This window comes from Romboutsia sp. LXY-2 (genome assembly GCF_056171995.1).
In genome coordinates this window covers 171,716-197,075 of the sequence record NZ_JBKFGI010000011.1, presented here as the reverse complement: position 1 = coordinate 197,075, position 25,360 = coordinate 171,716, and the positions used below count along the sequence as shown (strand labels likewise).

Sequence of the window (25,360 nt, the reverse complement as noted above, 5' to 3'; positions counted from 1 at the left end):
TATATGAACAATATTAATATATTGCAAAACATAATGGTAGGAGCATAGCTCCTACTTTTTTTACGATTAAGGATATTGATATTATAATACTTCGAATTATGTGAAGCATGGCACATATCTTGAGGAAGAAATGTGTACATGTGAGGAAATGAACATAGGAAGTATGAGATTATTCCCAGGTAATTTAGGAATATTAGATATAGGTGTATATAACGAGAATGTTACCTTAGGACATAAGGTAAGGCAAAGCGGGGCTGAATTATTTTTTATTGAATCAAAGACTGATGAAAATGATTTTTTAGAGATAAAAATAGAGATAACAGTAGACCTTAAGTGATTTTTAAAATGATATTATTTAATTTAATGAAAAAAATAAAATATACAATACTTTACAAATTTAAACACTTATATTGATGTATAATGTTAATATCATATTGGCGAAATATCTATAAATATAGGGAGAAGTTATATAATGAGTATAGACAATATATTTTTTAATCAGTTTGAAGCAAATAATAGATTTATAGATGCAGCAATTTCTGATATTAGAAATAATATAGAAATATCTGATATAAATAGTTTAACAGTATGTTGTGAAGTTATATCTAGAAATGAAGATTCATTTAAGAGAAATACAACGATATTAAATGATGTTAAGGAAAAAATGGAGCTTATGAATTCAAGGTTTAATAAGTTAGACGTACAATTCTACATATTTGATACAGAACAAGTATTTAGGTTATTAGTTGGTTATTCTAAAGCTGTAATAAATGGGGATTCAGAAGAAAGAATAAATGCCATATATAAAAATCTAATGTATATGTATGATAAATATCTAATGTATAAGAGTAAATTTATATAATTAGGAGCAAATTTAAAATATGAGAACGATAGAACAAATAGGAGATGAATTTTTTTATGCAGTAGATGAGAGTTTGACAGGAGCAGTTGTTGGTTTACATACACAATTAGCACAAGGTAATGCAGAAGAACTTGTTAACTTATGCAATGCAATAAAGGATACTGAAGAAGATTTATATAACATGGCAAATAAATTAAGTGAACTATCAGATAGATTAATGATGTCTGAGTACTTAGATAGAGTAGTTGCATACAAAAGTCTATCATTTAGAATAGAATCTTTAATTGATAAATTAATAGATTTTGTTGATGTAGCACAATTAGAGTTTATTAGTAATGATATTAAAGCGAATGCATTAGATGATTTAAATGAACAATATAAGAAGTATGTAGAAACTAAAAATGAATATAACTTATAAAGTTTAGCACCTTGAAATAGAGGTGCTTATGTTTTAAATTAAAGATTATAATGTGTTAATTTTTTTATGCTTAATATACTAAAATATTTGTTAGATAGAAAAGCTAAGTTTATGACTTACTATATAAATTAGTAATAAAAATTAAAAAATATAGGAGGTTCATATGAGTAGTGAAATACAAAGTCTTATAGCCAATGTTGGTTTTCCTATTGCTATATCAATGTATCTGTTGATTAGAATAGAAGGAAAGTTATCGCAACTTACAGATAGTATAAATGAACTATCTAAAAATATTGTTAGTATGAAGTAGCTAACTTGATTTAAAGCTAGGAACATTATATCCAATACTAAAGTCAATGGTAGGGGAAGAATAGGTAAAAAAGTAGATAATAATAGATTAGAAATTGACAAAATAAAAAATACTAGTTAATATATAAACTTAAGTTAAAATTTGATAACGGAAAAATTTAATAAAGAAAGAAGAACATCTATGAGGCAAAGTAAAAAAGAATGGTTAGGAAATATTAAAGGAGACTTATTAGCAGGTATAGTTGTTTGTATGGCACTTATACCAGAAGCAATAGGATTCTCTATAGTAGCAGGTGTTGACCCTATGGTTGGAGTATATGCTTCATTTTGCATATCATTAATCACATCAATATTTGGAGGAAGACCTGGACTTATATCAGCAGCAGCAGGAGCTACGGCATTAGTACTTGCTAGTTTAGTAAGAGATCATGGTGTTGAATACCTATTTGCAGCAACAATACTTACGGGAATTATACAAGTGGTTCTTGGATATCTAAAAATAGGTAATTTAATGAAGTTTATACCAAAACCAGTTATGATCGGATTTGTAAATGCTCTTGGTATATTAATGCTTCAATCTCAATTAGGCCATTTTAAAGGTCCAACTATATTATTAGTATTAGGAGCTATAGGAGTAGCTATTATTTACTTATTACCTAAGATAACGAAGGCCATACCATCTCCAATAGTAGCAATAATTACTATTACAATAATAGTTAGTATATTTAATATAGATATTAAGACTTTAGGAGATATGGGAAGAATAACTAGTGAATTACCAAAATTCTTAATACCTAATGTTGAATTTAATATGGAAACTTTAATGATAATATTACCTTATTCAATATCTGTAGCATTAGTAGGAATTGTTGAATCACTACTAACAGCTCAATTAGTGGATGATTTAACAGACACTCCTAGTGATAAGAATAGAGAATGTGTAGGACAAGGATTAGGAAACGTAGTTGCGGGATTCTTTGGAGGAATCGCAGGTTGTGGAATGATAGGGCAAACTATAATTAACAATAATTATGGTGGTAGAGGACGATTATCTACTCTTACAGCAGGTACGGCAATGTTATTTTCTGTAATTATATTAAATAAGTTTGTTGTTCAAATTCCAGTAGTATCACTTGCAGCAGTTATGGTTGTTGTATCTATATCAACATTTAACTGGGGTTCTTTAAAGAGAATTGCAAAAGTTCCAAAATCAGATACAGTAGTAATGTTATCAACTGTTATAGTAGTTTTACTAACTCATAACTTAGCTTATGGAGTTATTGTTGGAATAATAATAAGTGCTATAGCATTTGCATCTAAAATATCTGAAATAAGTGTTGAAAAACACGAAGTTCATGGATATGTTAAGTATGAAGTTAAAGGTCAGTTATTCTTTGCATCTACTACTAAATTTATGAATAGTTTTGATTATAATGAGAGTTGCGATTCTATAGATATAGATTTTACAAATGTAAAAATTTGGGATGAATCAGCAGTTGATGTTATAGACAAAGTAGTTATTAAGTATCATAAAAATGGTATAGAAACTAATTTAATAGGATTAAGTGATAACTGTTTAGACTTAATAGATAATATGGCAGTTCACAACAAACCAGGCGGATTAGAAATGGTTAGTGGACACTAAACAAACAAAAACTCTAAAGTATATGTAAATATATTTTAGAGTTTTTATTTATATAAAGTATATTAAACATTAAATCTTAATTATAAATACGTGTAGAATGTTTGAAAATTAAGTTGTGAATTGTTATATTTTGTAACAATACTATTTTATAAACATATATATATCAATATGGAGGTGATTGTATGGAAAGACTATTTTTCTTTAAAAAAAGATTTATTCGTTGTAACAGATGTAGAAGATGGTTTCGTAGAAATTGCATATGTACTAGATGTAGATGTTGTTCCTCATGTTGCAGATGTAAGCAAAAGTGTAGGTGATAGTTTATTTTTTACTAGTATTTTTAAGCAGATCACGAATTTCTTCTAATAGTGCAATATCATCAGGTTTAGAAGGCTCACCCTTTAAGCTAATTGCTTGCCCTTCTCTTAGTCTATTTACCATCTTTACAAATAAAAATAGTACAACAACTACTAAAAGCAGATTGATTAAGTTATCTATAAAATTACCTATAGCAATAGAAGCGCCATTATTGCCAATAGATATTGTATAATTTTTATAATCATTAAATTTAAAAATCATACTAATTATAGGCATGATTAAATCAGAAACTACAGATGAAATTACTTTAGAAAAAGTATTACCAATAACAACACCTACTGCTAAATCAATGACTTTACCTCTCATAGCAAAATTTTTAAATTCTGTAATAAATTTATTCAAAATTAAAACCTCCAAAGTTAAGCATTTAATATTGATTATATACAAAAATATAATTATTATTCATGAGAAAAGACCATAGAAATTGTGCCAGCAATGAACTTATTAAGAATAAAATGTTTTTGAATAATAGGAAATTTATATAAATTTTTTAAAAACATAGAGTTGCAAAATCATGAATAGAAATAATAATCCAGTGGGAGTTTAAATAGTGGTATATAGCTAAAAATGGAATTATTCATGTAATCGATACAGTATTAATTCCAAAGTAGTAAAATAAAGAGTAAGTAAAATAGTAAAATTATTTTACTTACTCTTAGTTAAGAAATGTACATATTTACAATTGATTACATTAAACCAATCCTAAATAAGGAGCAAAAGATAATATAACAGCTCCTATTAAAAGAAGTGGTAAAAGGTGCTTCATCATAAACTTAAGGTATCTATCATAAGGAACATTTACAAGTTCTAAAGTACCCATAGTTGTTGCACCTGGATATATACCTGACATAAAGTTAAGTCCTAAAGTAAAGGCAGATATAAGAATAATTTGTCCACCTTCTGCACCTATAGCTGATGATGTAAATAGTCCCATAGCCACAGAACCGAGTATTGGCATTGTGATACCAGATACACCACTAGTAGACTGTAAGAATAACCCGATTCCCATATAAGCAAGTATGCAAGCTATTGCAAAGGCAAAGGTAGGAACCCCTTGTAAGGCTCCTTGAATCCAGTAAACAAAAGTAACACTCATACCTGAAGTACTTGTTCCCATTAATACAGATATACCTTTAGCTATACTTAAAACTAATACCACACCTAATAAATCTGCAGCTCCTTTAGTAAATTCTGATACAAATTCATCAGTTGAAAGCTTGTTTATCCATGCTATTATTACGCCACCAACTAAGAACAGTATAGAGAATTCATCAAAGTACCAATCCCAAAATCTAGTTAAATTACTAGCTCCTAAGAAATCTCCTAAAATAGGAACATTTGCTAATAAGTCAAATGGATAGTTTACTATTTCGTACATTGTAACATCACCAACTGGTAACGAATGCCATGGAACATATCCAAATACTAAGGCAATAACCATTATAATGAATACTACAAGAGACCACATTCTCTTTTTAGTTAATTGTTTTAATTCAGAGTTTCCATCTGTTAATGTTTTTATATCATTTAAATCGTGTAATACTGATTGTGATTTATCGTGTTTAACTTTTGTTGCATATTTTAATATTTGAAGAGTTCCTACTATATATAGAATTACAAATATTACTAATCTCAATGTTATACCAGAACCTAAAGATAGTGCATCGTTACCTATTGCAGCTACAGCAGCTCCAGTAGAGTAAGGATTTACAACACTTGCCATGTTACCTATACTAGCCCCAACAAATAGTACCGCAAGACCTGTCATAACATCATAGCCGGCTGTTACAAAGAGTGGAACTATTACCAGTGCACCTGCATCCAATGCCCCCACATATCCTAATACTGCAAGGAATCCTCAACTACGGCAGATGTTGGAACTAACCATGTTAGCCCTGCAACTATAATTAAGCAAATAAATACTATAATCATGGCACCGGGAAGTTTAAATTTTTTTAACATAATCATTATCCCCCCTTATGATAAATAATTAAGCTAGAATAGTAAGATTATAAGTGTTAAAAATAATACTCATAGTAGTAATTTTAGTATTATAAAGTAATAAATCTTACTATATGTACAATTGTAGTGACATATATAACAAATGTAAAGAATTATCCAAATTATGGATTTTATATTACTTTATATATATAATTGTTTTTGTAGAGAGAATTAACTAGGAGGTGGCAACATATGAAACTAAGGATTTTCGACAGTATTAGTAACATAGAAGAATCAATGATTAAATCAATTTCTGAAAGTGTGTCTATTGCAAGTGTAATAAGTGAAGAGGTAGATAACTGTCCTTTTGGTAAAGAAATTGATGATGTTTTAACTCATACTCTTAATTTATGTGAAAGTCTAGGATTTAAGACTTTCAAGGATAAGGAAGGTTATTATGGCTATGCTGAAATAGGTGAAGGGGAAGAGTTAGTTGGTATTTTAGGGCACTTAGATGTAGTTCCAGCAGGAGACCTTAATGCTTGGAATACTGATCCATTTAAAGCTACTATTATAGATGAAAAATTATATGGTAGAGGAACTCAAGATGATAAAGGTCCTACGATTTCAGCTATATATGCAGTAAAAGCCTTACTAGATGCTGGAATAAAATTAGATAAAAGAGTAAGATTTATATTTGGTACAGATGAAGAAACTCTATGGAGAGATATGGCTAAGTATAATGAAAATAAAGAAGAAATTCCTAGCTTTGGATTTACACCAGATAGCCAATTCCCTTGTATCAATGCGGAAAAAGGGCTGCTACAGTGTTTAATAAAATCCGATAAAGCTAGTCCTATAAGACTTAAAGGTGGAGATGCTTTCAATGCAGTTCCAAGTAAAATAGAATACACTGGTGAGAAGAAAGAAGAAGTTAAGGCAGAGCTTACTAGACTAGGATTTGAGTATACTTGTGATGAAAAATCTATAACTGTTATAGGTAAAAGTGTTCATTCTCAAAAATGTAATGAAGGTGTTAATGCAATAATTCGTTTATGTATAGCGCTAAATAATATTGGTATTACCTCTGATGCTATAAAATTTGTGACTGAGGTTATTGGTGAGGATGCACATGCAAATAATATTTTATCTAATTGTGAGGATGTATCAGGTAAGTTAACTTGTAATGTTGGTAAAATAGATCTTAGTGAAGAGGGACAAGTAATAAGCTTGGATGTTAGAATACCTGTTACTGTTGAAAAAGAAGCTTTTACTAATAATTTAGTCAATGTAGCGAGTAAGTATGACTTAACATATACTGAGTATGATTGGGCAAAATCAATATATTTACCAGCAGATCATTTTTTAATAAAGACTTTAAGAAAGGTTTATGAAGAAGAGACAGGTCTAGATTCTACTCCATTAGCTTCAGGTGGTGCTACTTATGCTAGAGCAATAGACAACTGTGTTGCTTTTGGTATGATATTCCCTTGGGGGAAAAAGACTGAGCATCAGCCAAATGAATATATAGAAATTAAGGACCTTATAAAAGCTACTCAAATATATGCACTTGCTATATATGAGTTAACTCGTTAGATGCTAGGGGTAAATTTAAAGAAGAATAGCTTTTATGTAAAATATTGAAAATGGTAATATAAAAAGTAATCAGATAAGTTAATTAATAAAAATTAAATTAAGTCTGAGTAGGGAAATTAATACTACTCAGACTTTTTATATACTAAGGCATTATAACTTATCTTGTTTGTAGGTTGATTATAATACCCACATCTTTCAACGTGTGCAGATAGATGTGAAGTAGTTTGCAGACGTATTCGCTCAAGTAAAGCGAATTTTTTACGTATAAGTAAACTATGATGGTCATAATCTGTGTATTAAGCGAAATAAATATATTGAAAAAAGTGCAACAAATTAGCAACCTAAATCGTTATATATTATGAGAGAAAAATGGATATATAAGAGGTGAGATGGATTGATTATTTTATGAATTTTTATTTGTTTATTTATTAATATTTTAGCAGTTATGTTATTCTTATATTTATATACAACCTACATAAAGAAAAGAGGTAATTGATTTTTTATTTTAAGGTTTTAACTAAATTATGGAAATATTCTTAGTTATAATTAAGGATTTATATAGTTGATTAACTGATAATTAATTGATAGAATTTTATATATATGTATAGTATAATTATTTTTTACTAGCATTTTTAATAAGAGGAGGTGGAATAGGTGTATGTATTAAATTTTGTTAGAGGATTTTGTATGGCACTAGCAGATAGTGTACCAGGTGTATCAGGTGGTACAGTTGCGTTTATTTTAGGTTTTTATGATGATTTTGTAAACTCACTTAATAATATAATATCTGGAGATAAGTTAGGGAGATTAAATGCCTTAAAGTTTTTATCTAAAATAGGAATTGGTTGGGTTGTAGGATTTATATTATCTGTATTATTTATTACATCTATATTTGAAAAAAATATATATGAAATAAGTTCTTTGTTTTTAGGATTCATAATAGTGTCTATTCCATTAATAATTAAATCAGAAAGAAAAACATTGATAGGGGATAAGAAAAGTATATTACTTTTAGTATTAGGTATAATTATTGTTTGTGCAATGACTTATTTAAATCCAGTTAAAGGTAGCGGGAATAGTTTATCAGTTAGGTTTGATAATTTATCTATAGCATTTGTAGGATATATATTTGTATCTGGAATGATAGCAATATCAGCAATGGTTCTACCTGGTATATCAGGTTCGACTATACTTTTAATATTTGGACTTTATGTACCTATACTTAATGCTATAAAACAAGTACTTAAGTTAAACTTTGAATATTTGCCGGCAATAATAATATTTGGGTGTGGAGTGTTAGTTGGAATTTTTGCAACGGTAAGGACAGTAAGATACTTACTTAGAAAATACAGATCACAAACTATATATTGTATTATAGGTCTTATGATTGGTTCTATATATGCTGTTATAATGGGTCCTACTTCTCTTGAAGTTCCTAAAGAGCCTATGAATTTATCTAGGTTTAGTATAGTATTTTTTGTTATTGGTTGTACGTTGGTTCCAGCTTTAGAGAAGCTTAAGGATGTTTTAAAGCACAGAAGTAAAGAACCAGATATGTTGTTGGATAAATAGTTAAGATATTAATTAGTAGAAAATACATTTTTACAGAAATGAATTTTTATAGTAAAATATAAGAGGATTTAAGAATTATAAATCTAGTTGTGAAGTGATATTTTTAAACAAAATTAATATATATAGGAGTTGAGCACCATGGCAGATACTAAAGTAGAAGATAGAGATGTATACATTGATGAGGATGCAAATAATATAGAGGAAACATTATTTGTGAATAATCACAATGAGTACTTTTTAAAGCAAGCTTTAAAGTTTATAAAAGTAAGTGATGAAGAAGAAAAGTAAATATTTAATGCTATTTAGATAGTTAAGAAGCTAGTCGTTATGACTAGCTTTTTTTACATACACTTCTTTTGAAATAGACTTTAATTATCTATACTTACGTCTAGAAGACCTTTCATCAGCTTTAGATTGATGTACTGTATTATAAGGATGCTCAGGTGGAGCATATATAGCATATAACTTGAGAGGTCTATCTCCCATATTGATTACATTGTGCCATTTGCCAGCAGGTATCATTATAGCAGATCCATCAGTTATGACTTTTTGATAATCTAAGTTGTCTTTGTTATCCCCTATTTGTACAAGACCTTGACCATCTTCAATACGAATGAATTGATCTCCTGTTTCATGAACTTCCAAACCTATATCATCTCCAACATCTATACTCATTATGGTTACTTGTAGATTCTCTCCTGTCCATAACACGGTACGGAATGTATTGTTTTGTTCTGTTGCATCTTCAATATCAATAACAAATGGATATGGACCATAGTCTTTTAGTTGTATACGTGGTTTGTCAAAATTTTGATTGTACATTGGTGGTACAGGCCAAAAAAAATATGGATTAATAAAGAAAGGGTACTGTGGCATATTATACATATTCGGATTTATACCAAAAGAGTATGGGTAGGGTTTAGGTAATTTAGCCAATCTAATCACTCCTTTTTAGACTTTATGATAGAATATGATATGATTCTAAATAAGGTGCATGGCCTATATATGGGCATATGTTTATAAATTATGTTTTAGCTGTAGTTCTTTCAGCCCATGTATTATTTAAGTATAAGCAAGAGAAATCCTTGCTAATAAATACTAAGGGGGAATGAACTATGGCTGTTACTGCTGTAAAAAATCCATCTGGATTAAGATTAAAATTTGACTGTGGAAAAGATGAAAATGGTAAGGCAATAAGAAAAACTAAGACTTTTTCAAGCTTAAGACATGATGCAAATGCAGAAGATGTATATGGAGTTGCTACAATGATAGCATCATTACAAGATCATATCTTAATAGATATAGCAAAAATGGATAATACAACTATCGCTCAATAATTAACTGTATTTAAGTAAAATATTAAAAGGGGGTATTTTAGAATGGAAACTAAAATAAAATTATTAATGACTTTTAAAGACTCTGAAGGTAAGAGAGTATCTATAAGCGTGGATTCACCAAGAGAAGGTTTGACTGAGGAAGAAATACATGAGGTTATGAACTTTATAATAGAGAAAGATGTATTTTCTCCTAATGGTGGAAAGTTTGAGTCTTTACTTGAAGCTAAGGTTGTTGAGACAAGTACTACAGTACATGATTTAGTGATTTAATAAAAGTAATCCGAAGGTAAATAATTGCCTTCGGATTATTTTTATTTATTTTTATACTTATAGTGTCATTTTTTTACAAATTTCATATATTAATATTGGGATAACCAAATCTCAATATTAATTAACTAGGAGTGCTGTGTTTTGGAAAATAAAAAGTTTATAAATGGATTGCAAGAATGCTCGCAAGACCTTATGAGTATGGTAGATATAGTAAGCTCAGAAAAACTTTACGGACAATATGATTTAACACCTTGCGATATATTTAATTTTATTAAATACATTTTAGTAGGAGGTTCTTCTCACCCTCATTGGATGCCAACTTCTGAGGAACAACTTGATGAAATGGGTATTAAACACGGGAATGGTGATGGAGGAATACTTGGTCATATTTGTGAAGAACTAAAAGAAATAATATGTTATGTAGATAATAATAAACTAAGAAAACAATTAGTAAGAGCTTTAGAGCTATGTAAATGTTTATCTCAAACATTAGAAACAATTAGCTGTATAGACTGTGCTTTCCATTTAGTAGGTAAATTATTCTGTCTATTATTAGAAATAATACTTGTTATAGTATCAATTATAGCAAAAATACTTTTACTAATAATTATATGTGATGAAAAATGTACAAGTGATAAGGTAAGAGGTTCATTCTGTGACTGTGTAATTTGTGAATTAGAAAAAGAATTAGACGACATTGAAGAATTGATTGAAGAATTAACAAATTTAGCTATAGCATTTATTAGATTTGCTAGTAAAGAATGTAAATGTAAAGATAGCTGGGAATGTAAAGACCATTGTGAATGTAAACATGACTGGGAAGACAAAGACGATTGCAAATGTGAATGCGATTGCAAATGCAAATGTGAATGCGATTGCAAATGCAAATGTGAATGGGAATGTAAACATGAATGGGAATGCGAAGATGATTGGGAGCATAAATGCAATTGGAAAAAGCAACATGGACCTAAGTGTAAAAAAGATTAAGGATAAAAGTATAAAACATTCAAATAGATAAAAATAAATATTAAGTTTAAAGAACAGAAGTATAAAGCTAGTCATAATGACTAGCTTCTTTTTATATAATTTAATATAAAGTATTTTACGATTTTCACACAAAAGAGGTGATATATATGAGATACAAACTGAAAGAAGGATACACACTTGTATCTACTAAGACGAGATACTTAACAAAGAAATACAAGTTAAACCAAAAGGAAGCAAGGCATTTATATAGAATATTGTTAGATATAGCAAAAGCTCATGGTGAGAAGTATAGCAAGAAATCAAGAATATGGCTTTTGAAAAAGAGCCTTATAGATGAAGACAAAATAATTGGACAAGTGCAAAATAGTAATAATCAACAAGTATGTTTCTTTAGAAAAAGTGAGGCAGAGTCACTTTAATAGAAATGTAGTAGTTAAAGTGGCAATAAAAAGAAGAAGAAATAAAGTAATAGATGCAAAAAGAACATGTAACTTGTGATGGTTTAGATGTTCTTTTTTGTATAGATTAAAGTATTAATAGTATTCAAAATGATTATATAGTTAAAAATTGGCTAAAATATCAATAGTATAAAATAACAAGAGGTATATATATGAAATTAACAGGAACATTAATAAACTACTACTTTCATTGTAGAAGACAGTGTTGGTTATTAGGAAATAGAATAAATTTAGAGGATAATAGTGAAGATGTCAGGATAGGTCGGGTATTGCATGAAATAAGAGCTGAAGGTGATAAAAGCAGAGAATTAGCTATAGGGAATATTAAAATAGACAAGTTAACCAAGGAGTACTTAGTAGAAATTAAAAAATCAGATGCAGATGTTGAAGCAACAAAATGGCAAGTATTATTATATTTAAAGATCTTAAAGGAAAAGGGGATAGCTAGAAAAGGGAAGATTGAATTTATAGAAAAAAATAAAACTAATAAAAAAATTATTATTATAGAGTTAGATGAGGAAGCTGAAAAAGAATTAAATAATATAGAAATAAAAATTAACGACCTTATAAATAATAGTATAGCACCAATGCCTGACTTAAAAAGAGGTTGTAAGAAGTGCGCATACTATGAATATTGTTTTATATAAGTAGGAGGATATAATTTGGGAAAAACAAAATATATTAGCTCGATGGGAGAGTTAAGTAGATAAGATAACTCCATATGTTTTAGAAAAAATGGTAAAAATGTATATATACCAGTAGAAAACACTACAGAAATATTCTGCTTGAATGAAGTTTCATTAAATTCAAAACTACTAGATTTCTTATCAAAATCAAATATAGTAGTACATTTTTTTAACTACTATGGAGGATATAGTGGAACATTTTATCCAAAAGAATACTTAGTTAGTGGAAAAGTAACTATAAAGCAAGCTAAGTTATTTGAAGAAAATAGAGAGATAGTAGCTAAAAGTATTGTAAATGGAATAAGAGAAAATATGATAGAAGTACTAATGCATTACTATAAACATGGAAAATCAGAAATAAAGCCAATCTTAACACATCTAAAAAAAGATTCCGTAGATAAATTAGAAAAAGCAACTAATATAAAAGAAATACTTTCAGTAGAAGGAGATATATGGCAAACCTTCTATTCATCATTTAATCACATCTTAAGAGAAGATTTTGTATTCAACAAAAGGGTAAAAAGGCCACCAGACAATCCTTTAAATGCAATGATATCTTTTGGAAACAGCATATTATATGCAAAGACTGTAACAGCTATATATAATACTCATTTAAATCAAAGCATTAGTTTTTTACATGAGCCTAGTGAAGGTAGGTTTTCATTAAGTTTAGATTTAAGTGAAGTTTTTAAGCCTGTTATTGTCTATAAAACTATATTTGATTTAGTTAATAATAGAAAAGTAAATGTTAATAAGCATTTCGAAAAAAATGTAAACTACTGCATGCTCAATGAGGAAGGTAGAAAACTTTATATAGAAGCATTAGAAGAAAGGTTAGAGTCAGTTAAGGAACATAAGAAACTTAAAAGAAGGGTAAGTATGAAAACATGTATCAAATTAGATGGGTATAAGCTTTTAAAGTTAATAATGGAAGATAAAGAATTTAAACCATACAGTATAAAGGATGGTATGTAGATGGCTAATAAAAATAAAAAAATTAATTATAATTATGCATTTGTATTTTATGATATAGGAGAAAAAAGGGTGAATAAGGTATTTAAGGTATGTAAAAAGTACCTTACACACTTTCAAAAGTCAGTTTTTAGAGGAGAGATAACACCATCTAATATTATAAGTCTTAGAAATGAGTTAAATAAAATAATAGATAAGGAAGAAGATTTTATTTGTATTATAAAAACCTTGAATGGAAGTGTTTTTGGAGAAGAAGTGATTGGGAAATGCGTAAGTAATGGTGAAGATTTAATAATATAAAATGATTAAAAATTATGAAAATATCTAATATAAAAGGTATTTATCAAAATATGTCGTATTCATTTTATAATCAAATAAACAAAAAGGAGAAAAATAGCTTGGAAAACACTATAGAACTACAAGTAAAAGTATTTTTACTTAAAGATATAAAGTTAGAAGATACATCAGATAAAATATGTAAGTTAATAGACAAAGTACTTGTTAAAGATGATAAATATAGCAGATTTCATAATGAAAATAAATTCAAGAATTACTCTTTTAATATGTTATATCCATTAGAGAATAATAGAATTTACAAAAAAGAAAATATGTATACATTTTTATTAAGAACAGTAGATGATGATTTAGTAAACTACTTTATGAAAGAGCTATTAAATGAATATACCGATGAAATAAAAGTGTTAACTATAAATAAAAAAGTAATACCTATAAAGCATATAGAAAGTATACACGCAATAACACCTATAGTTGCTAAGTTTGATAATGGATATTGGAAACAACATTCAAGTATTGAAGTATTAGAGAAAAGAATAAAAGAAAATCTAATAAAAAAATATAATGTTTTTTATGGGGAAAAAATTGATGAAGATTTTGAACTATTCACAACTATAAGTCTTATAAATAAAAAGCCTATAGCTACTAAATATAAAGATATTAGTATATTAGGGGATAAAATAAAGTTTATGGTTTCAGATAATGAACAAGCTCAAAAAATTGTAAACTTTGCACTAGGAACAGGACTTGGGGAGATGAACTCAAGAGGATTAGGGTTTATTAATTATAGATGGTAATAAAGGGGTGAGATAGTGCTAAAAGACTGTTTAGAAGTTTTTAAGAATATGTATGAAGAACATGGAGAAAGGCTTATTATAGATAGTTATATTTTAGGAGAAGGATCATATGTATTAGTAAAAAAAGATGGTAGTGTGGAAGTATTGGAAGTATCTAAAAAGGATACGGATAAAACTGATAGGTTGTATAAATATTTTGCACAAAGAGATTACTTATCTAAGCTTATAGATATGAATAAGCCTATTGATTCGAAAAAAGCTATACACAGTAATAACTATTTAACTTTTTTCGTTAAAAAAGAAACTATTCAAATCGATGAAAAAGGTAATAGAAAACTAACAGAAGAAATAATCGACAATTACTATGAAATTCTTATTAATCCAAGATTAAAGTATAAAGATAAAGAAAAGAAATCTATGTACGAAGAATGTGAAGTTAAGTATGGGCAAGTAGATAATGAGTGTGTAAATAAAAATAAAGATTGGATGAAAGAAAATTTATTTGAAATAATTGAAAAGCATTCGTTTAAACAAGATAAAAACTATCTAAAAATATTCTTTGAAGAAGATATAGAGCAATATTTAAATGAGAGCAACAAATATATAATTCCCAATATATACAATAGTACGGATTTTAATGTAAAAGTTAATAATGATACTTTTGGTTTACCAAACGATAATATGGGTCTAAATGCTAAAAAACCATATCTAGAGCAAAAAGGAAGAAAAAATACTATTCCTTATTTGATAAGTAGTGAGGAAGTATTATTACAAAAAAAGTTTTTTGACTACTTAATGAATAATGTAGCTATAGGTAAAAGACTAGTATACATAGATGATGAAATAAAATGCTATGAAAATGGTGATAGACCGAGAGGTAAATTCACTGGATATTTTATGAGGCTTCAAAAAGGCAAAGAAGTAGAAATTCATGACTTTGATAGTGTAGTAAACATGAACTCACAAATAAAAGAATTTAAAGTGCTAAAGCCTATTGAGATAGACTACAGTAAACATAGTCAAATCTTAGAATATAGTAATACAAATCAAATAAAAGATGTAGAGATGAATATAAGCAATGTATTCTTTAATAAATTCTTACATACAAATTACTTTACGGAACCTAAAGAGATAAAACTAAATGAAGGAAGATTAAAAGAAATATTAATACAGAATAGAGAAAGTTTATTTAGCTGGTTCTATAAAGGAAATATAACTTGTGCTAAGACAAACTTTAGTAAGTACTCACTAGATATAATAAAGAACACTATAATAAATTCAAATAAAAGCTTAAGAAAAGCACAAGAGCAATACAATCTAAGATACAGCTTATTAAACTATTTTAATGGAGGTAGTAATATGGGAGATATACTAAATGATACGAAAGTATCTTTAAGAGAAAAAATAAACTCTAAAGAAACGCAGAGCATACAAAATGATCAAGAATATTACTTTGCAATAGGGCAAATAGCAAACTACTTAATATCACTTAACAAATCAGGAAATAAGAATCATTCCTTATTAAATCCAATACTAAATACTAAAAGTGAAGCTAGATTAAAGGAAGAAATAATGAAGCTGTTTAAAAAATATAACTATACAATAAAAAAGGACAGTAAAAGATTTAATAATCTATACTCAATGATATTAGCATATCAATCAGAAGGAAAAATAAATGAAGATTTATTATTAGCGGGATATTTAAATTCGAGTTTAATATATGAAAAGGTGGAGGAAAAAATAGATGAATAAAAGAGTATACGGGGTAGTAGGAATAAAGTCTATAATGGCTAATTGGAATGCAGATTTTAGTGGATATCCAAAATCAATTTCAACAGGAGAAGTATTTGGGAGTGACAAAGCTTTAAAATATCCAATGAAAAAAATGTGGGAGAATCATGGAGAAAAGGTATTATATATAAAATCATTAAAAATAGATGAAGGAAAAAAAGGCGAAACAAAAGTAAGACCTAAGTCACTAAAAGAAAGATATGAAGAAATATTTGAAGTAGATGACCTAAAGAAAGAAAAAGATAACAAAAATGTATTAACAAATTTATTTAGAGCAATAGATGTTAAAAACTTTGGAGCTACATTTGCAGAAGAAGGAAATAACATAGGAATAACAGGAGCTGTTCAAATATCTCAAGGATTTAATAAATATGAATTTACAGAAGCTCAAGAACAACAAATACTATCTCCATTTAGAGATGGTAAAGCAAAAGAAAAAAGTAAAGATGGTGAAGATGCAAGCTCTACAACACTTGGAACTAAAATAGTAAGTAACGAAGCACACTACTTCTATCCATTCTCAATAAATCCACTAGCATATAAACAATTCATAGAAATGGGTGTTACAGAAGGATATACAGAAGAAGACTATAAGAAGTTTAAAGAAGTTGCATTAGTAAGTGCAACAGCATTTAATACAAACTCTAAAGTTGGATGTGAAAATGAACTAGCTATATTTGTTGAAACAGAAGAAGAGCTATACTTACCAGACTTAGCTCAATATATAACTTTTGAAAAAGAAGACAAAGATATAATAACACTTGGGTTTGATGAATTATTAAACTCTTTAGGAGATTCAATATCAAATATAGAAATATACTATAATCCATACAAAACTACTATTAAAGCTAATATAGAAAAAGCTAAATACTTGAACATATTCACTAGAAAAGAGGTATAAGATGAAAGCACTAAAGTTTAACCTAAGTGGTAAAACAGCTTTCTTCAAAAAGCCAGATGTAAACTCATATATGTATTTTACATATGGGAATATTCACAAAATATCTCTGATGGGCATTGTAGGTAGTTGCTTGGGATTTGGAGGATACAATCAACAAACCAAGGAAGATGACTATCCTGAGTTCTATAAAAAACTACATAGTTTAAGACTAGCCATAGTACCGAAAAATGAAGGTGGATATATAAATAAAAAAGTGCAAGTATTTAATAACTCAGTAGGATACGCATCAAAAGAAGAAGGTGGAAACTTAATAGTAAAAGAGCAATGGCTAGAAAATCCATCTTGGGATATATATATTCTATTAGAAGATAATGAACTATGTAAAAATATTGAGGAAAGATTTTCAAAAAGGAAATTTACATACATACCATACTTAGGTAAAAATGACCACGTAGCAACTATAAATGATATTAAAATAATAGAAAACATAAAAGAAGTAAATGATGTAGAACAAATAGATAGTATGTTTATAAAAGATGAGTTCGAATTTGTAACAGACTTTGGATTTAGTTTTGAAGACTTAGAAAAAGAAGCTGAATTTAAATATCAAGAAAAATTACCATATAAATTAGAATTAACAACAAACCAATACATACTAGAAACTTTTGTATATACAAATATGAAAATAAATAAACTATCAGATACTAAAGTATACAATATAGATAATTTAAACTTATATTTTATATAGGAGATAAACAATGTACTTCAAAAATATAGAACTGTTTGATATAGAAAAAAATATATCTGAAAATCAACATATATATGCACATATGATAAGTGAAAACAAAAAAGAAACTTTAAAAGAGCACTTAGATTTAGTTTATAAATACTTAATTAAATTATGTAATAAAAAAGACTTAAATAATGTATTTACAAGAATAGAAAATAGACTATTTAACAGCACATCTACAGAATGTAAGAACATTGTTAGAGAACTTATTGCTAATGCCATATATATGCATGATATAGGAAAAATAAATAGTGATTTTCAGTTTATAAAAATGAATAATGATAAATTTAAAAATACACCTAATGTAGATTCAAAACACTCTATGTTATCTTCTGTATTGTACTTTGATTATTACTTTGACAAAATAAGAAAATCAAAACTAAAAGGAGAAGAAAATATGCTTCTTCTTTTAATTTTGACTATAAACTCATATATAATATCAAAACATCATGGAATGTTAACAAGTTTTTATGACTATATTGAAAAATTACCGAGTGAATTTAATAATTATATTTCTTATAAAGAACTATATGAAAGTTATAATTTAGATATAAAGCTTAATCAAAAATCAGTAGAAAATCTAATGGATAAGTTAAAAGGTTATTTAAAAGAATTTTATAGCAAAAAAGGTTTAGATATAGAGATATACATATACTCAAGATTACTATTTTCATTAATAACAGCTTGTGATTTCTATGCGACTAGTGATTATCAAAATAGTTCTAACATAGATGACTTTGGGACAATAGATGATGTTTCAAAATACTATGATGTATATAAATCATCTAAAATATATAAAGGATTAGAAAAACATAAAAGCTATTTAAATGGAGATGGAGAAAAAGTATTTGAAGACAATGATATAAATAGACTTAGAACAGAAATGAATATAGAAGCTGAAGAAAATCTAGTAAAAGGATTTACTAAAAATATTTTCTATCTAGAAGCTCCAACAGGTAGTGGAAAAACTATTACTTCTATAAACCTAGCATTAAAATCATTAGAAATAGATAAATCCTTAAATAAGATTTTTTATATATTTCCTTTTAATACATTGGTAGAACAAACATATTCAACTTTTACCGAAGATTTATTTAAAAGTGTAGAAAATATAAAATCAGATATATCAATAATAAACTCTATAACTCCCATAGCTACTATAGATAAAGACGAAGATAATAAAGAAGTCAAAGATAATTACTCTAGTCAAGATATTGATTATGAAAAATCGCTGCTAAACAGACAATTTTTACACTATCCCATAGTATTAACTACTCATATTGGATTTTTCAACTATTTATTTGGAACAAGTAGAGAAGAAAGTTTTCCTCTAATACACTTAGCTAACAGTGTGGTTATACTAGACGAAATACAAAGTTACAAAAACTCTTTATGGAAAGAAATAATATTGTTTTTAGAAAAGTATGCTGAAATTTTAAATATAAAAATAATAATTATGTCAGCTACATTACCAAGACTAGATAAGTTAGGATTTGAAAATGGAAACTGTGCTTATTTAATAAAAGACAGAAAAAAATATTTTAATAATAAATTATTCAAAGATAGAGTAGAAGTTAACTTTGAAATGTTAGATGAAACTATCAATATTGAAGATTTATTAGAGAAGGTTATAGAAGCAAGTAAAACCAATAACAAAATTTTAATTGAGTTTATAAAAAAGACAACGGCAGTGGAATTCTTTAATCTTTTAAATGATGAACTTGAAGATGTTATGCTTATGAGTGGTGATGATAATAAGCTTGAGAGAAAAAAGATTATAAATAAGGTTAAAAATCAAGAAAATGTAATATTAGTGGCCACTCAAGTCGTTGAAGCTGGTGTGGATATAGATATGGATGTTGGGTTTAAAGATATATCTATATTAGATTCAGAGGAACAGTTTTTAGGTAGGATTAATAGATCATGTAAGAAACATGGGTCAAAAGTATATTTTTTTAATATAGATGATGCCAGTGGTATTTATAAGAATGACTTTAGGAAACAAAAACATTTGACTTTGATAGATCAAAATATACAAGGGTTACTTAAAGATAAAGACTTTGAAGCTTACTATGGAAAGGTTATAAATGATATTGAAGAAAGTAAAAGAGAATGTAATGATAATAATATAGATACTTTTTTTAAGGATAAGGTTGGAAGATTAGAGTTTGAAATTGTTAAAGAAAAAATGAAGTTAATAGATAAGGTGAAAGATTACACTATATTTTTAAATACAGATGTTGAATTAGATAATGCTAAGGTTATAAATGGGAATGAAGTTTGGGAATCTTATAAAAATATTTTGAAAAATAATGATATGAGTTATGCGCAAAAAAGGATAGAACTTTCTAGGATCATGGAAAATGTAGATTGTTTTACATATAAATTAAGGAAATTTACTAATTCTTACAGTGATTGTATTGGAGATATTTTTTATATTGATGATGGTGAAAAGTATTTTACTAATGGGAAATTTGACAGAAGTAAGCTTGGAGAAGATGTGAATTCTGAATGGATATAATATAAAAATTATCCCAGGTAAAGATAGGTTAATAAGTCATGAAGGTATTGATTTTACTATTATTGTCATAAAAAATATGATAGTATGTATAGAGAGCATTTTTAATTGGGATAAAGCTTTGTAATTAAGTAAAATACAAGTGTTTAAGTATCATGAGTATTTAAATATAGGTATTTTACAGTAGATTAACATTAACATAAGATGTATTTAAATGTCTTATTAGAATCCTTATTTTTAAAATCAAACATAGATTAACATTAACATAAGATGTATTTAAATAAGAGTACAGAATTTGTTAATGATTTGCTTTATCCTAATGATTAACATTAACATAAGATGTATTTAAATAGTTACTATTAGATTCTGCTCTATGCCTAATAACTCGATTAACATTAACATAAGATGTATTTAAATACTACAGAAGGTAATGATTCACCACTCTTAATTTTTGATTAACATTAACATAAGATGTATTTAAATGGTTTCCAACTTATACAAAGCCTTTCCCATGATAAGGATTAACATTAACATAAGATGTATTTAAATACTCCAATAATACCACCGCTTACTGGAAGTACCTTTGATTAACATTAACATAAGATGTATTTAAATTATATTCTTCGATTAATTTATGATATTCTGACAATTGATTAACATTAACATAAGATGTATTTAAATTATTGAGAATATTTATATCTGCACCATATTGCCCCGATTAACATTAACATAAGATGTATTTAAATGACAGTTTATTTATTTCTCCTGCTAATAACATTTTGATTAACATTAACATAAGATGTATTTAAATATGAAACCTTTGAGACAGTTATTAAAAAGCAATTAAGATTAACATTAACATAAGATGTATTTAAATTTAGTAACAACCAAATCTTCTGTATTAAGATTTCAAGATTAACATTAACATAAGATGTATTTAAATCTGTAAGTACCTTATTCATAATAACCTCCTAAATAAGATTAACATTAACATAAGATGTATTTAAATTGTATCTATAAAAGAGAAGGTACTTCCAGTAAGCGCGATTAACATTAACATAAGATGTATTTAAATCAATAAAGGCTTACGCTCAACCTACCGCACCAACGATTAACATTAACATAAGATGTATTTAAATTCAGTAACATTGTTACCAGTAAGTTGTTTGAGTTCTGATTAACATTAACATAAGATGTATTTAAATGTAGGTGGAGGTGGTAAAGGTTTATTAGGATCTAAAGATTAACATTAACATAAGATGTATTTAAATACATTATTTTGAAGACAAGTATAACCTCCAACTTCGATTAACATTAACATAAGATGTATTTAAATACATCAAAAATAGATAAAATACCTTTTATATCACGATTAACATTAACATAAGATGTATTTAAATAAGAAATACAAAGCATATGATAAATTATCCATAGATTAACATTAACATAAGATGTATTTAAATAGTAACAGCCAAAAAGGTAATAATAAAATTTCTAAGATTAACATTAACATAAGATGTATTTAAATGAGCTAGAAGTACCATTGAAATCCGAAGAAGTAATAGATTAACATTAACATAAGATGTATTTAAATATTGTTTTAACTAACACCTGGCATCTTTTATATATGATTAACATTAACATAAGATGTATTTAAATCCATATTTACGACGCAAACCCATTAATTCATAAGTCGATTAACATTAACATAAGATGTATTTAAATTTTAATAATTTAAGTTCTGTATATATATCATTAAGGATTAACATTAACATAAGATGTATTTAAATCTTTTTACCTTTATATTTATCTTGACCAAAACTATTGATTAACATTAACATAAGATGTATTTAAATTAAATTAATTATTGAACACCCGGTATCTTTTTGTATGATTAACATTAACATAAGATGTATTTAAATCCAAAAAAGCCACCGAAAATACCTATTACGAAATTAGATTAACATTAACATAAGATGTATTTAAATTAACATTATCCTTTCTTAGCAACATAATCCAATATTGATTAACATTAACATAAGATGTATTTAAATCCAATGAAAAAGTACTTGCTCCCATAAAATAAACCCGATTAACATTAACATAAGATGTATTTAAATAAATTACCTTTCTTCTTTTTATTATTATAGATATCTGATTAACATTAACATAAGATGTATTTAAATTGCTATCGAGAACCTAATACATGCGCTTAAAGATGAGATTAACATTAACATAAGATGTATTTAAATTCTCTTATTTGCTTTAATGTTAATTCCGCTTTTGGTGATTAACATTAACATAAGATGTATTTAAATTAATGATAATTATAATTTATTAAATTTTTATTAAATGATTAACATTAACATAAGATGTATTTAAATCGACTTCATGATATTCCCCGCACTCCTCACAATACTGATTAACATTAACATAAGATGTATTTAAATCTTTAAAAGTAGGTTAAACCATTGGAAAAACGAAGTGATTAACATTAACATAAGATGTATTTAAATTCCATAATTTGGTCGAAGAAGCCTGTCATAGTAATTGATTAACATTAACATAAGATGTATTTAAATTAACCATAAAAGCGATTATAAGGATAACAAGAAAGGATTAACATTAACATAAGATGTATTTAAATCCATATGCAACTCTAATATAACCAGCGCTTTCAAATAGATTAACATTAACATAAGATGTATTTAAATATACGTGTCGAGTGTTGCGCTTGCATATATATTTCAGATTAACATTAACATAAGATGTATTTAAATCCATGAAGAATGGGAGATATTCCGCACTAAATGTTCAGATTAACATTAACATAAGATGTATTTAAATCTCGTATTTGCTTAATTGTTAATTCTGCTTTTGGGATTAACATTAACATAAGATGTATTTAAATGAGCCACCACCCAAACCAATCAAATTATTAAAAGGATTAACATTAACATAAGATGTATTTAAATATTATAGATATGACAATAAAAAAGCAATGATTATAAGATTAACATTAACATAAGATGTATTTAAATATATACATAATAAAACAAACTATAGTATTCCTAGACGATTAACATTAACATAAGATGTATTTAAATCGAAGATAGTATATCTGATTATGATAGTAAGTTAGAGATTAACATTAACATAAGATGTATTTAAATGATGCGGATATACTAGATGAATTCGGTCAACCGATAGATTAACATTAACATAAGATGTATTTAAATATTAGCAATGATGATAAAGGATGAAAACTACGACAGGATTAACATTAACATAAGATGTATTTAAATTACTTCCCCCCTTTTATAACTTATCAATAAAACTTAGATTAACATTAACATAAGATGTATTTAAATATGTAATCTATATGCTCGATACAATACTCACATAAGATTAACATTAACATAAGATGTATTTAAATTCTGACATATGATACTTTATAGTGTCTAGTGATTTTGATTAACATTAACATAAGATGTATTTAAATTAACATACCACTTTTTCCATGCGGTCGTTTATGTCCGATTAACATTAACATAAGATGTATTTAAATTCAACAATACTATCATCATCTTTGAAATTATAAAAGATTAACATTAACATAAGATGTATTTAAATTCGGAAAAGCATTACCAAAATTTGAACTAAAATCATGATTAACATTAACATAAGATGTATTTAAATTAAGAATAATCATGCAAGTCATAAGTTTTTAATTCGATTAACATTAACATAAGATGTATTTAAATGGGTCATTATATTGATAACCAATAGTGTTATCGCAGATTAACATTAACATAAGATGTATTTAAATGTTATTTATAAAGAACTTTGTTTATGGTATGCAAGGATTAACATTAACATAAGATGTATTTAAATCGATGTATCTTTGAGCTAATATTCTTAAATTAACCTGATTAACATTAACATAAGATGTATTTAAATTAGTAAACAATAAGCTCATTTTACGGTTTTTGTAAGATTAACATTAACATAAGATGTATTTAAATCCATACTTAGGAGACCAAAGAGAAACAACAGAATTAGATTAACATTAACATAAGATGTATTTAAATAAGCAATACCAGTAGCAACAGCCAAAGTAGCAACAAGATTAACATTAACATAAGATGTATTTAAATCCCTAAGGAGGAACTATGTTTAGATTTATAACAGAGATTAACATTAACATAAGATGTATTTAAATAAAGGTATCTCCCTTAGTTGGAGAGCAACTATAAAAGATTAACATTAACATAAGATGTATTTAAATTAAATATCTCTATTAATATCAAAATTAGCTATAACAGATTAACATTAACATAAGATGTATTTAAATGATGCTCCTCCGCCTTGCAATATCTATTTATTACTTGATTAACATTAACATAAGATGTATTTAAATTGAGCCATAGTTCCAATGATAGGTCTTTTCTTGCTTAGATTAACATTAACATAAGATGTATTTAAATTTAGCTTTATTTACATCAAGTAAGCTATTTTCAATAGGATTAACATTAACATAAGATGTATTTAAATGTCCAAAGATAAAAACTTCTAATCTGAACCATAATTCGATTAACATTAACATAAGATGTATTTAAATCTGTCATAACCTTTTAGCGTCTTCGGACTTTTCCCAGATTAACATTAACATAAGATGTATTTAAATTATAAAGAAAAATAAAGGAATGTATTTTAGATTGGTGATTAACATTAACATAAGATGTATTTAAATCAGTTTTCACAATAACCAAAACTCCCGTAATCGTAGATTAACATTAACATAAGATGTATTTAAATTACAATCCTCTCCTCCTAGT

General features: G+C 26.9%; 25 protein-coding genes and 1 CRISPR repeat array (1 of these 26 only partly in view). Of the genes, 21 read left to right on the top strand and 4 right to left on the bottom strand.

From position 1 onward, the window contains the following. Positions 1-130: 130 nt before the first annotated feature. The 6 genes from ACI48P_RS16955 (at position 131) to ACI48P_RS16930 (ending at position 3,600) form a co-directional block, all read left to right on the top strand. Positions 131-337, top strand: a complete 207-nt coding sequence (locus ACI48P_RS16955; protein ID WP_475217916.1) for a hypothetical protein — start codon at positions 131-133, stop codon at positions 335-337. Between the two features lie 135 nt (positions 338-472). Then, positions 473-862: a hypothetical protein gene (locus tag ACI48P_RS16950; RefSeq protein WP_475217914.1), complete on the top strand. Its 390-nt coding sequence runs from the start codon at positions 473-475 to the stop codon at positions 860-862. A 19-nt stretch (positions 863-881) separates the two neighbouring features. Next, positions 882-1,280 carry a hypothetical protein gene (locus ACI48P_RS16945; protein WP_475217912.1) on the top strand — a complete coding sequence of 133 codons (399 nt, stop codon included), beginning with the start codon at positions 882-884 and terminating at the stop codon, positions 1,278-1,280. A gap of 163 nt (positions 1,281-1,443) precedes the next feature. Next, positions 1,444-1,590 (top strand): YvrJ family protein, encoded by a 147-nt coding sequence (locus tag ACI48P_RS16940; RefSeq protein WP_475217910.1) that lies wholly within the window; start codon positions 1,444-1,446, stop codon positions 1,588-1,590. 180 nt (positions 1,591-1,770) lie between these two features. Continuing rightward, on the top strand, positions 1,771-3,234 hold the full coding sequence (locus tag ACI48P_RS16935) for a SulP family inorganic anion transporter (RefSeq protein ID WP_475217908.1): 1,464 nt from the start codon (positions 1,771-1,773) through the stop codon (positions 3,232-3,234). A 174-nt stretch (positions 3,235-3,408) separates the two neighbouring features. After that, positions 3,409-3,600 (top strand): hypothetical protein, encoded by a 192-nt coding sequence (locus ACI48P_RS16930; protein ID WP_475217907.1) that lies wholly within the window; start codon positions 3,409-3,411, stop codon positions 3,598-3,600. On the opposite strand, the gene mscL is transcribed toward ACI48P_RS16930, so the two are convergent. The 3 genes from mscL to ACI48P_RS16915 form a co-directional block, all read right to left on the bottom strand. Continuing rightward, positions 3,556-3,954, bottom strand: coding sequence for a large conductance mechanosensitive channel protein MscL (mscL, locus tag ACI48P_RS16925; protein ID WP_475217905.1), 399 nt, complete (start codon positions 3,952-3,954; stop codon positions 3,556-3,558). The genes ACI48P_RS16930 and mscL overlap by 45 nt on opposite strands. A gap of 349 nt (positions 3,955-4,303) precedes the next feature. Continuing rightward, the gene (locus ACI48P_RS16920) at positions 4,304-5,437 is read right to left on the bottom strand and encodes a hypothetical protein (RefSeq protein ID WP_475217903.1); all 1,134 of its coding nucleotides are present in this window, start codon (positions 5,435-5,437) and stop codon (positions 4,304-4,306) included. Between the two features lie 14 nt (positions 5,438-5,451). Further along, positions 5,452-5,574 (bottom strand): hypothetical protein, encoded by a 123-nt coding sequence (locus tag ACI48P_RS16915; RefSeq protein ID WP_475217901.1) that lies wholly within the window; start codon positions 5,572-5,574, stop codon positions 5,452-5,454. A gap of 231 nt (positions 5,575-5,805) precedes the next feature. On the opposite strand from ACI48P_RS16915, the gene ACI48P_RS16910 reads away from it, so the two are divergent. The 3 genes from ACI48P_RS16910 (at position 5,806) to ACI48P_RS16900 (ending at position 9,009) form a co-directional block, all read left to right on the top strand. Next, the gene (locus tag ACI48P_RS16910) at positions 5,806-7,149 is read left to right on the top strand and encodes a M20 family metallopeptidase (RefSeq protein WP_475217899.1); all 1,344 of its coding nucleotides are present in this window, start codon (positions 5,806-5,808) and stop codon (positions 7,147-7,149) included. Between the two features lie 654 nt (positions 7,150-7,803). Continuing rightward, positions 7,804-8,721, top strand: coding sequence for a DUF368 domain-containing protein (locus ACI48P_RS16905; RefSeq protein ID WP_475217897.1), 918 nt, complete (start codon positions 7,804-7,806; stop codon positions 8,719-8,721). Between the two features lie 138 nt (positions 8,722-8,859). After that, entirely contained in the window at positions 8,860-9,009 is a 150-nt protein-coding gene (locus ACI48P_RS16900; RefSeq protein WP_475217895.1) for a hypothetical protein, read from the top strand. Between the two features lie 84 nt (positions 9,010-9,093). Here the strand turns inward: ACI48P_RS16900 and ACI48P_RS16895 are convergent, their stop codons facing one another. Next, positions 9,094-9,666 (bottom strand): cupin domain-containing protein, encoded by a 573-nt coding sequence (locus ACI48P_RS16895; RefSeq protein WP_475217894.1) that lies wholly within the window; start codon positions 9,664-9,666, stop codon positions 9,094-9,096. A 170-nt stretch (positions 9,667-9,836) separates the two neighbouring features. Between ACI48P_RS16895 and ACI48P_RS16890 the strand changes: the two genes are divergently transcribed. The 12 genes from ACI48P_RS16890 (at position 9,837) to cas3 (ending at position 20,525) form a co-directional block, all read left to right on the top strand. After that, a complete protein-coding gene (locus ACI48P_RS16890) occupies positions 9,837-10,058 on the top strand; it encodes a DUF1659 domain-containing protein (RefSeq protein ID WP_475217893.1) in 222 nt (73 codons plus the stop codon). 42 nt (positions 10,059-10,100) lie between these two features. After that, positions 10,101-10,328: a DUF2922 domain-containing protein gene (locus ACI48P_RS16885; RefSeq protein ID WP_475217891.1), complete on the top strand. Its 228-nt coding sequence runs from the start codon at positions 10,101-10,103 to the stop codon at positions 10,326-10,328. Positions 10,329-10,469: 141 nt separating this feature from the next. Next, on the top strand, positions 10,470-11,315 hold the full coding sequence (locus ACI48P_RS16880) for a hypothetical protein (protein ID WP_475217889.1): 846 nt from the start codon (positions 10,470-10,472) through the stop codon (positions 11,313-11,315). Between the two features lie 146 nt (positions 11,316-11,461). After that, positions 11,462-11,734, top strand: a complete 273-nt coding sequence (locus tag ACI48P_RS16875) for a hypothetical protein (protein WP_475217888.1) — start codon at positions 11,462-11,464, stop codon at positions 11,732-11,734. A gap of 191 nt (positions 11,735-11,925) precedes the next feature. Beyond that, positions 11,926-12,420, top strand: coding sequence for a CRISPR-associated protein Cas4 (locus tag ACI48P_RS16870; RefSeq protein ID WP_475217887.1), 495 nt, complete (start codon positions 11,926-11,928; stop codon positions 12,418-12,420). 72 nt (positions 12,421-12,492) lie between these two features. After that, entirely contained in the window at positions 12,493-13,434 is a 942-nt protein-coding gene (gene cas1b / locus ACI48P_RS16865; RefSeq protein ID WP_475217973.1) for a type I-B CRISPR-associated endonuclease Cas1b, read from the top strand. Then, complete coding sequence (cas2, locus tag ACI48P_RS16860) at positions 13,435-13,731, top strand: CRISPR-associated endonuclease Cas2 (protein ID WP_475217885.1); 297 nt, start codon at positions 13,435-13,437, stop codon at positions 13,729-13,731. 98 nt (positions 13,732-13,829) lie between these two features. Next, positions 13,830-14,522 (top strand): CRISPR-associated endoribonuclease Cas6, encoded by a 693-nt coding sequence (cas6, locus tag ACI48P_RS16855; protein ID WP_475217884.1) that lies wholly within the window; start codon positions 13,830-13,832, stop codon positions 14,520-14,522. Between the two features lie 15 nt (positions 14,523-14,537). Next, the gene (locus ACI48P_RS16850) at positions 14,538-16,274 is read left to right on the top strand and encodes a CRISPR-associated protein Cse4 (RefSeq protein WP_475217883.1); all 1,737 of its coding nucleotides are present in this window, start codon (positions 14,538-14,540) and stop codon (positions 16,272-16,274) included. Continuing rightward, positions 16,267-17,214 (top strand): type I CRISPR-associated protein Cas7, encoded by a 948-nt coding sequence (locus ACI48P_RS16845; protein ID WP_475217882.1) that lies wholly within the window; start codon positions 16,267-16,269, stop codon positions 17,212-17,214. Before ACI48P_RS16850 ends, ACI48P_RS16845 begins: the two co-directional genes overlap by 8 nt. A 1-nt stretch (position 17,215) precedes the next feature. Next, complete coding sequence (gene cas5b / locus ACI48P_RS16840; protein WP_475217881.1) at positions 17,216-17,962, top strand: type I-B CRISPR-associated protein Cas5b; 747 nt, start codon at positions 17,216-17,218, stop codon at positions 17,960-17,962. Positions 17,963-17,972: 10 nt separating this feature from the next. Then, positions 17,973-20,525 carry a CRISPR-associated helicase Cas3' gene (gene cas3, locus ACI48P_RS16835; protein WP_475217880.1) on the top strand — a complete coding sequence of 851 codons (2,553 nt, stop codon included), beginning with the start codon at positions 17,973-17,975 and terminating at the stop codon, positions 20,523-20,525. A gap of 183 nt (positions 20,526-20,708) precedes the next feature. Further along, positions 20,709-25,360: a CRISPR direct-repeat array (repeat unit 30 nt; unit sequence GATTAACATTAACATAAGATGTATTTAAAT) (it continues 1,102 nt past the right edge of the window).

Bases quoted from the DNA above. Each gene is read 5' to 3' on its own strand.
- ACI48P_RS16955 (WP_475217916.1), top strand. From the start codon at position 131: ATGTGTACATGTGAGGAAATGAACATAGGAAGTATGAGATTATTCCCA.
- ACI48P_RS16950 (WP_475217914.1), top strand. From the start codon at position 473: ATGAGTATAGACAATATATTTTTTAATCAGTTTGAAGCAAATAATAGA.
- ACI48P_RS16945 (WP_475217912.1), top strand. From the start codon at position 882: ATGAGAACGATAGAACAAATAGGAGATGAATTTTTTTATGCAGTAGAT.
- ACI48P_RS16940 (WP_475217910.1), top strand. From the start codon at position 1,444: ATGAGTAGTGAAATACAAAGTCTTATAGCCAATGTTGGTTTTCCTATT.
- ACI48P_RS16935 (WP_475217908.1), top strand. From the start codon at position 1,771: ATGAGGCAAAGTAAAAAAGAATGGTTAGGAAATATTAAAGGAGACTTA.
- ACI48P_RS16915 (WP_475217901.1), bottom strand. From the start codon at position 5,574: ATGTTAAAAAAATTTAAACTTCCCGGTGCCATGATTATAGTATTTATT.
- ACI48P_RS16910 (WP_475217899.1), top strand. From the start codon at position 5,806: ATGAAACTAAGGATTTTCGACAGTATTAGTAACATAGAAGAATCAATG.
- ACI48P_RS16900 (WP_475217895.1), top strand. From the start codon at position 8,860: ATGGCAGATACTAAAGTAGAAGATAGAGATGTATACATTGATGAGGAT.
- ACI48P_RS16890 (WP_475217893.1), top strand. From the start codon at position 9,837: ATGGCTGTTACTGCTGTAAAAAATCCATCTGGATTAAGATTAAAATTT.
- ACI48P_RS16885 (WP_475217891.1), top strand. From the start codon at position 10,101: ATGGAAACTAAAATAAAATTATTAATGACTTTTAAAGACTCTGAAGGT.
- ACI48P_RS16875 (WP_475217888.1), top strand. From the start codon at position 11,462: ATGAGATACAAACTGAAAGAAGGATACACACTTGTATCTACTAAGACG.
- ACI48P_RS16870 (WP_475217887.1), top strand. From the start codon at position 11,926: ATGAAATTAACAGGAACATTAATAAACTACTACTTTCATTGTAGAAGA.
- cas2 (WP_475217885.1), top strand. From the start codon at position 13,435: ATGGCTAATAAAAATAAAAAAATTAATTATAATTATGCATTTGTATTT.
- ACI48P_RS16845 (WP_475217882.1), top strand. From the start codon at position 16,267: ATGAATAAAAGAGTATACGGGGTAGTAGGAATAAAGTCTATAATGGCT.
- cas5b (WP_475217881.1), top strand. From the start codon at position 17,216: ATGAAAGCACTAAAGTTTAACCTAAGTGGTAAAACAGCTTTCTTCAAA.
- cas3 (WP_475217880.1), top strand. From the start codon at position 17,973: ATGTACTTCAAAAATATAGAACTGTTTGATATAGAAAAAAATATATCT.